The 6,678-nt window shown below is 57.3% G+C and carries 5 protein-coding genes and 2 pseudogenes; 5 read left to right on the forward strand and 2 right to left on the reverse strand.

What is annotated here, in order from left to right; translation table 11 throughout:
• Positions 1 to 96: 96 nt before the first annotated feature.
• From ACUVSA_RS12275 to ACUVSA_RS12295, 5 genes and pseudogenes are all read left to right on the forward strand, one after another.
• Positions 97 to 1,221, forward strand: a complete 1,125-nt coding sequence (locus ACUVSA_RS12275) for a branched-chain amino acid ABC transporter substrate-binding protein (RefSeq protein ID WP_445895041.1) — start codon at positions 97 to 99, stop codon at positions 1,219 to 1,221.
• 114 nt (positions 1,222 to 1,335) lie between these two features.
• Positions 1,336 to 2,241, forward strand: a pseudogene (locus tag ACUVSA_RS12280) (branched-chain amino acid ABC transporter permease).
• Positions 2,241 to 3,197 (forward strand): branched-chain amino acid ABC transporter permease, encoded by a 957-nt coding sequence (locus ACUVSA_RS12285; protein WP_445895048.1) that lies wholly within the window; start codon positions 2,241 to 2,243, stop codon positions 3,195 to 3,197. The pseudogene ACUVSA_RS12280 and the gene ACUVSA_RS12285 overlap by 1 nt, the downstream one beginning before the upstream one ends.
• The gene (locus ACUVSA_RS12290; RefSeq protein ID WP_445895042.1) at positions 3,194 to 3,958 is read left to right on the forward strand and encodes an ABC transporter ATP-binding protein; all 765 of its coding nucleotides are present in this window, start codon (positions 3,194 to 3,196) and stop codon (positions 3,956 to 3,958) included. Before ACUVSA_RS12285 ends, ACUVSA_RS12290 begins: the two co-directional genes overlap by 4 nt.
• A gap of 1 nt (position 3,959) precedes the next feature.
• Positions 3,960 to 4,666, forward strand: a pseudogene (locus ACUVSA_RS12295) (ABC transporter ATP-binding protein).
• Between the two features lie 157 nt (positions 4,667 to 4,823).
• Here the strand turns inward: ACUVSA_RS12295 and ACUVSA_RS12300 are convergent.
• Both ACUVSA_RS12300 and ACUVSA_RS12305 read right to left on the reverse strand, forming a co-directional pair.
• Positions 4,824 to 5,624 carry a hypothetical protein gene (locus tag ACUVSA_RS12300; protein WP_445895043.1) on the reverse strand — a complete coding sequence of 267 codons (801 nt, stop codon included), beginning with the start codon at positions 5,622 to 5,624 and terminating at the stop codon, positions 4,824 to 4,826.
• Entirely contained in the window at positions 5,621 to 6,523 is a 903-nt protein-coding gene (locus ACUVSA_RS12305; RefSeq protein WP_445895044.1) for a histone deacetylase, read from the reverse strand. The genes ACUVSA_RS12300 and ACUVSA_RS12305 overlap by 4 nt, the downstream gene beginning before the upstream one ends.
• Between the last annotated feature and the right edge of the window lie 155 nt (positions 6,524 to 6,678).

The raw sequence follows: 6,678 nt of genomic DNA on the forward strand, positions 1-6,678 counted from the left end.
GATCTTCGTTGCGCTTTTTCACGGATGAGGATCCAAAGGGCAATCGGTGTGGAGGTTCAGGCGCAGGGGTTTCAGGAAACGGAAAGGGAGGCATCCATGAAGAACGGGCTAATTGCGTTGGTGGTGCTGGGTCTTCTTTTGGCCGGTTTTGCTTCGGCCAATGCCGATACCGTCAAAATCGGCCTAATGGGCCCCATGACGGGCCCATGGGCCAGTGAAGGCCAAGAGATGAAGCAGGTTTTGGACCTCCTTGCTTCCGATCTAAATGCCAAGGGTGGCGTTCTGGGCAAGAAAGTGGAGGTCATCGTCGATGACGACGCCGGAGATCCTCGCACGGCGGCGCTGGCCGCCCAGCGCCTGGCCACTCAGGGCATCGTGGCGGTCATCGGCACCTACGGATCTTCGGTCACCGAAGCCACCCAAAACATTTACAGTGAATTCAAGATCATCCAGATCGCTAACGGCTCCACCGCCATTCGGCTCACCGAAAAAGGGCTCAAGAGCTTCTTCCGCACGTGCCCTCGAGACGACGAGCAGGGCCGCGTGGCCGTGCAAACCATGGTCAAGTTGGGGTTCAAGAATGTCGCCGTTCTTCATGACAACACCACCTACGCCAGAGGCCTTGCCGATGAAGCCAAAGCGCTTCTAGAAGGCCAAGGGATCAAGGTCGTCTTCTTTGATGCGCTGACTCCCGGGGAACGGGACTACACCGCCATCCTGACGAAACTCAAAGGAGCTAACCCCGATGTGGTCTTCTTTACGGGTTATTATCCCGAAGCAGGGCTGCTGCTTCGCCAGAAAAAAGAAATGAACTGGAATGTGCCGTTTATCGGCGGGGATGCCACCAACAATCCGGACTTGGTGAAAATCGCCGGCAAAGATGCGGCCCAAGGGTTTTATTTTCTGAGCGCGCCGCTGCCGAAAGATTTGCCTTCGCCGGAAGCCAAGGCTTTGCTGGATGAATTCATCAAGAAATACGGCAATGCACCCAATTCCATTTACGCCGTACTGGCTGGGGACGGTTTTCGCGTGATCGCCGCGGCCATTGAAGCCACCCAATCCACGAACCCCGATAAGCTCGCCGACTACTTGTACAAGGAATTGAAGGATTTTCCAGGCCTAATCGGAAAGATTTCCTTTAACGAAAAGGGCGACCGCGTCGGCGAGGTTTATCGAGTCTACCAGGTGGATGCGGAAGGAAACTTTATTCTGCAACCGTAGCGAGAGAACACTCACCTTTGCCTGCAGGAGCGCTTCTGGTTAGCACCGCGGAACCGAAACGCTCCTGCACGCATTCGGCAACCATGTGCCTGAGGACAATCGATAGCTGATTCCATGGAAGAGTTCTTTCAGCAATTGACCAATGGGCTTGCCGTCGGCGGCATCTACGCTTTGATGGCCTTAGGCTACACCATGGTCTACGGGGTTCTGAAACTGATCAACTTTGCCCATGGCGACTTGTTTACCATTGGATCCTATCTGGGTCTTACCCTGCTCACCTCCTTGGCCTTGACGGATCGCCTGGGCCCCGGCGCCGGTATTGCCGTGTTGGCCCTTATGGTCATGGGCCTGGTGGCTCTGGTGGGCGCCCTTTTGGAACGCGTGGCGTATCGGCCTCTTCGCCATTCCCCGAGGTTGTCCGCGGTCGTCTCAGCACTGGGCGCTTCCATCTTTTTCTCCAACACCCTCATGCTCATCTACGGTGCCCGATTTCAGGTCTATCCTCAGGGCATCCTGCCCAAAACGGCCATCCATCTCTTCGGCCTCTACGTCCCCCTGGTGAGGGTGCTCATTTTGGTCTCTTCCGTGGTGATGATGCTGGCCCTCTATGCCTTTATTCAAAGAACGAAAATTGGAACGGCCATTCGTGCGGCAGCCATTGATCAGGATGCGGCGCGCCTTATGGGCATCGACGTCAACCGCGTGATCCTCATCGTGTTCCTTGTCGGACCGGCCCTCGGCGGTGCCGCGGGACTAATGGTGGGATTGCATTACGGCCAAATCAATTTCACCATGGGTTGGGTCTATGGGCTGAAGGCTTTTACCGCGGCCATTTTGGGGGGGGTATCGGTAACATTCCAGGCGCCATGGTGGGGGCATTCTCCTCGGGCTCATCGAATCCCTGGGTGCCGCCTATCTTTCAGTGGCCTGGAAGGACGCCATGCCTTCGGCGTCCTGATCTTCATTCTCATCGTGCGTCCCACCGGACTTCTGGGAGAACGGGTCGCGGAAAAGGTATGATGTCACATCGGGTTCTCATTTACGCAGCGATCGCGGCCGCCTTAGCCGTCTGTCCTCTGTTTCTCAATGCCTACTGGACCGATGTACTCAACAACGTCGGGCTCTACGCCGCCCTCGGCCTCAGCCTGAACCTCATCGTGGGCCATGCGGGCCTCTTTAACCTGGGACACGCCGCCTTTTACGCCGTGGGCGCCTACACGGCGGCCATCTTCAATACGCATTTTCACATCCCCACACTGATCCTCATGCCCTTGTGCGGGCTCATGGCAGGACTCTTTGCCCTGATCATCGCCCGCCCCATCATTCATCTTCGAGGCGACTACCTCTGCATCGTCACCATCGGAGTGGGGGAGATCGTTCGCATCGCCCTCATTAATAATGTGTTCGGCATCACGGGAGGCGCCAACGGCATCTTCGGCATCGCTCGGCCCAATCTGTTCGGCTGGGTGATTCGCAAGCCCAATGAATTTTTCTACCTCATCTGGACCTTCGTGGCCTTGACGGTCTTTTTCTTTCATCGACTGGAAAATTCCAGGTTTGGCAGGGCCTTGAATTACCTTCGAGAAGATGAAACGGCCGCCGAGGGCAGTGGCATTGACACAGCCCATTACAAGCTCATGGCCTTTGTTCTGGGAGCGGCCTGGGCGGGCATGGTGGGCAACATCTATGCGGCCAAAATGACCATTATTGCGACGGAATCCTTCAGCTTCCGGGAATCGGTGGTCATGTTCACTCTGATTATTCTGGGTGGATCCGGAAGCATTCCCGGAGTGCTTCTGGGCGCTTTTCTCATCATAGGACTGCCCGAAGTGTTTCGCGGTCTTACCAATGCGCGCATGATGGTTTTTGGGGCCGCCATGATTGCCATGATGATCTTTCGTACCGGGGGCCTTCTTCCGGCTCGGCCGCGCTTTTACTTCTTGCCCGAGCGGCACCTTGCGGAGGAATCGGCTTGAGTCTGCTGAGTCTGCGGCGGCTGACCAAGTCCTTTGGTGGCCTCACGGCGGTCCACAACGTGTCCTTTGATGTGGATGCCGGCAGCATCGTGGGCCTCATCGGACCCAACGGCGCCGGGAAAACCACGGTCTTTAACCTCATCACAGGCATCTATCGACCGGATCAGGGAGAAATCCTCTTCAATAACACGTCGCTGCTGGGCTTGCGAACCCACCGCATCATCAGCCTTGGCATCGGCCGAACCTTTCAAACCATTCGCCTGTTTCAAAACCTCTCCGTTCTTGAAAACGTGCTGGCGGGGTGCCACTGCCGCATGCGCTTCGGTGCCGTCGCCGCCATGCTGGGCCTGAGGCGGCATCGGCGGGAAGAAGAAAAAGCCGTGGAACAGGCCTTGGATGCCCTGGCTTTTGTGGGACTTCACAAGAACGCCCTGCAGCTAGCCAAAAACCTCTCCTACGGCAACCAAAGGCTGCTGGAAGTGGCTCGAGCACTGGCCACTCAGCCCAAGCTCCTCATCCTGGACGAACCCGCGGGCGGCATGAATGAACAGGAGACGCAAGACCTCATCGAACTGATTCGAAGAATTCGATCCCGCGGCATCACGGTGCTGCTCATCGAACACGACATGAACTTGGTCATGCGCGTGTGCGAAAAGATCGTGGTTTTGGAATACGGATCCCGCATCGCCGAAGGCACACCCTCGGAAATCAAGGCGAACCCTCGCGTCATCGAAGCGTACCTGGGGACGGACGAAGAATAAAATGCTTCAGCTCGTGGACCTACATGTCAAGTACAGCCAGATCGAGGTACTGCACGGCATTCATCTCACGGTCAATCCCGGGGAACTCGTGACGATTCTCGGCGCCAACGGCGCAGGAAAATCCACGACTTTGCTCACCATCAGCAGCCTGGTCAAGCCCTCTGCGGGGGCGGTGCTTCTGGACGGCGTGCCCCTTCATCAACTGCCGCCCCACGAAGTGGTGCGCCGCGGTGTGGCTCATGTGCCGGAAGGACGCCGCGTCTTCGGCACCCTCACGGTTCAGGAAAACCTCAATCTGGGAGCTTTCACCCGCAAGGACACGTCCCGCATTCACCAGACCCAGGAATGGATCTACGAGCTGTTTCCCATTTTGGCGGAAAGGCGACGACAGCTGGCGGGGACCTTAAGCGGCGGGGAACAACAGATGCTGGCCATTGCGCGAGGGCTCATGAGTCAGCCGCGGATTTTGTTGCTGGATGAGCCCAGTCTGGGCCTGCCCCCCTTCTTGTGAAAACCATCTTTCAAACCATTCGGGACATCAATGCTTCGGGCGTCACCATTGTCTTGGTGGAACAAAACGCTCGAGCGGCCCTCAAGCTGGCCCACCGCGGCTATGTGCTGGAAGTCGGCCGCATTGTGCTGGAGGACTCGGCCCAGGGACTTCTCGCCAATCCCGACGTCCAAAAGGCCAATCTAGGCGGCGCCTGACCTAAGCATGCGATCCCAATGCGGCTGGACCCTCCGCGCCCTTTGTGGTACTGCGGTGAAGCACAACGAATGTATTCCTTAATCCCCCCAAAGGAACGCGCGTCCGTGATGTCTGTGCAATGAAGCTACGGGGGCAGGGGAGGGGCGGGTGAAGGCGTCATACTTCGCGCTTGCGCCGCTCCTTGCGCGCACCCTCTTTCCAGCCGCCTTTCTTGGCGCTTTTCTCTCCCGAAGAAGCCTTGGGACGAGGCCCTTGTAGACCTCGATGTGCAAAGAGCCCCTGAAGGTGCTGGGCTTCCACGCGAAAGGAGCCGAAATCGGCCCGAACCTCGTCCTTTGAAGGAACAGAGGCCCGATGACGATGGGACGGCCGTACAGCCACTTCTTTTTCCGGTCCCTCTTCAAGGGCGGTTAGCGGAAGTACCACATAGGCTGCATCCACAGCCTTTGTCAGGAAAAAATCTTCTCCGGCCCGATAAAACAAGACGCCAGCGGCATAAGCTTCTCGAGCTCGAATCTCCAACACCACGGGCTGGGCCGTGCGACGCCGACCCATGCGTTCCGCGGTGTCCCTGCGTGCCCATAGGGGAATATAGGATCGATGCAGAGCACGAAGGCCCTCGTCACGCACAACGGCGAGATGCCGAGGACGGATTCCCGCAAACAGGCGATCCGGAGGTTCCACCTCAGGGTAAGGCGCAATGGGCCACGCGTCGGCAATTCGACGCAGGCGCGACCCATCCAGCACAAAGGGTAGGGGGTGTCCCAAAAGGGCCATTTCCTTAAGCGTGGATTCGCGGACGAAACGCAGCCGAGGATCTTCCTGCAAAGCCCAGTAAAATTCCTTCCAGGGCATGGTGCCGTCGTCGTCCCAAAAGAGGCCGTACTCGTGTGGCAGCGTGCACACCATGGTGGTCAGGATCTTGACCAAAGTCTTTGGAGGCACCGGCTGGCTCATAGGGAGACCCCTCCCAAAACGGCAATGATCGGGGGAATGCAATGACGGGCGATGTCGCTTCGGGATCCACCACCCAAGACCACTTCCAGGCGCCCTGCACAGGTTTTTTCCGCCAACTCTTTTATCATATGGGCGATAAGCAGGTATGCCTTTCGGGTCAATCCAATGTCTCCGTAGTCCCCGCGGTGCGTGTCAAAACCAAAATACCAAAAGATGAGATCCGGCTGAAACCGCACGCACCGATCATAGAAAGCTTTCCGCGCCGTTTCGTAATAGCGGTGATCCATGTCCGCTTCCGGCGCGGACGAATCCTTCTGTGTCCCTTCAAACACCTGCCACAGGGAAAGGCCGCCCGGCACGGGCACATCCACCTTGGTGCCGTCCGGGGATTCGTAGCTGCTGTAGCACAGACACACATGAAGCACGTCCGGGTCGTGACGCACCAGGTCCCTCGTGCCGTCGCCGTGGTGCGCGTCCGTGTCCAGAATAGCAAAACGGCGCAACCCATACCGCTCCCGCAATACGGTGATGGCCAGCACCACATCGTTGAAACAGCAGTAGCCTCCAAAAAAATCCCGACCACTGTGATGGCCTCCGGCACCAATAAAGGCGAAAGCGTTACGGATTTCCCCCAAAGCGATCTTTTCGGCACCCAACACCACACCGCCGGCGGAATGCCATGCCGTGGAACAGAGCGTGTCCCGCATCACACCTTCCAAAAGCTCGTGGCTGTGCACCTTCAAAATCCAGTCTTCACTGATGGGCGGGGATTCCATGAGCACAAACCGCTCATCGTGCAGGAGGGGTTCCAGGGCTTGCGGAAAATCCTGAAGCCGCGATCCTTGGGTGAGGTAACTGCGGCGACTGAAACTGGGATGATAAAAAATTCCGGTCACCATGGCGTCCTCGCTTCTAGGTTTACATAATATACATTATCGGACGTAGATGGAAATTTTTCCTTGACTGTGTCCCGGTTCTTGGGTAAAAAAAATTCCAAGCTGAGCGGGAATAACTCAGTGGTAGAGTGCGACCTTGCCAAGGTCGAAGTCGCGGG

This window comes from Desulfosoma sp. (genome assembly GCF_052743555.1).